The organism is Sphingobium cupriresistens, assembly GCF_004152865.1.
GTDB lineage: Bacteria > Pseudomonadota > Alphaproteobacteria > Sphingomonadales > Sphingomonadaceae > Sphingobium > Sphingobium cupriresistens.
Genome location: NZ_SEOO01000112.1, coordinates 1 through 1,543, shown reverse-complemented (window position 1 = coordinate 1,543; position 1,543 = coordinate 1). Strand labels below are relative to the sequence as shown.

Annotated in this window: 1 pseudogene; it reads right to left on the bottom strand. The window is 62.4% G+C overall.

Annotated features, from left to right (window positions below):
* Positions 1–98 precede the first annotated feature (98 nt).
* Positions 99–1,325, bottom strand: a pseudogene (gene tnpC, locus EWH12_RS21815) (IS66 family transposase); the annotation flags it as partial.
* Positions 1,326–1,543: the final 218 nt, after the last annotated feature.

Here is a 1,543-nt window from a genome sequence, read left to right as displayed (position 1 = left end):
CAGCGCCGCCCGCCAAAAGCTGATCGAGAAGCTCATTCGGTATGGCAGGCTCTTTGCGTCGTGACATAGTGGGACTCCTTGTTACCCATTATGCCCGGCCACACACGGAAATCCTGACAGTCCCCCTGGCGGATATCGGCAGGCTTGCCCGCGATCTTGCGCTCAATGTCGTAGAGTTGCCCGATACGCTCGAGCGCCTTGTGTGCGATCTCGGATTTTTGCGACGTCCAGATGTCATGAAAATCGCGTCGCCAATGCGCAAAGCAGGCCGCTTCCCGGAAGCGAGGCTCACCATCCGCGACGGGTTCGTAGAGCTTAGCATAGCCTTTGTAGGCGTCGGCTTGAAGAATACCGCTCGCGCTGCCCAAGTGCGCCAGCACGTGCTCGGCTTTCCAGTTGGGCGCATAGCGGTAGAGGACGCCAGGCGGCGCGGTGCCGGCCCAAGGCCGCTGATCACAGACATAGCCCCAGATCCGCCCTTGCATCACACCCTTGCCGATACCCTTGGCGCGTCGTTCCGGAGCCAGCACGCGGATCGGTGTATCGTCGGCGTGCAGGATGTCGCTGCCCAGGACCGAGGCCTCGATCCGGTCGATCACCGGCTGCAGGATCCGCATCGAGCGACCACACCAGTCGGCCAGCGTGCTGCGTGGGATGTCGGCACCCATGCGCGCGATGATCTCGTTCTGCCGGTACAGCGGCAAATGGTCGTCAAACTTCGAGATCAGCACGTAAGCCAGGAGACTTCCTCCGGCCATGCTACCGGGGATCGGTCGGCTCGGGGCTGGCACCTGGACCATCTTCTCGCAGCAACGGCAGGACTTCTTCGGGCGGGCGACTTCGATGACCTGGAGCTTTGCCGTGATCATCTCGAGGATCTCGCTCACGTCTTCGCCGACGAGACGCAGCTCGCCGCCGCACTCCGGACAGGTGCTGCCGGGGTCAAGTTCGTGGCGTTGGCGCGGCGTATCCGCCGAGACGCGTGGGCGCCGAGATGGACGCGGCCCAGGGGTGGTCTCGGCAGACGCGGCCGCCGCTTGCGCCTCGGAATCGTCCAGGCCACTTGTCACGAGGCCCTGTTGCGCGACCGAAACAAGCACGTCTTCGAGAGCGAACTCGAGTTGCTCGATCTCGCGTTCGATCTTCTCGGAGGATTTGCCGAAAGCCTGCTTCCTGAGCCTGGCGATCTGCAAACGCAGTGCCTGGACGACCAGGTCATGGGCGCGCAGCGTCGTCGTCAGCTTCTTGTTCTGGGCCTGCAACTGGGCGATCAGCGCCTTGAGAAGGGCCGGGTCTTCGGGAAGATCGGATGCCGCGTCGAGCATGGCTTTTTATACAGGAAATCGGCCGCAAAGCCTAGCAGAACAGCCGCTTTTGCAGAAGAAAAGTTACCCCGCGCGTGTAGGCGGCGCACCCGGGACTGTCAGGATTTCCGTGTGTGGCCGGGCATAATGGGTAACAAGGAGTCCCACTATGTCACGACGCAAAGAGCCTGCCATACCGAATGAGCTTCTCGATCAGCTTTTGGCGGGCGGCGCTGCCA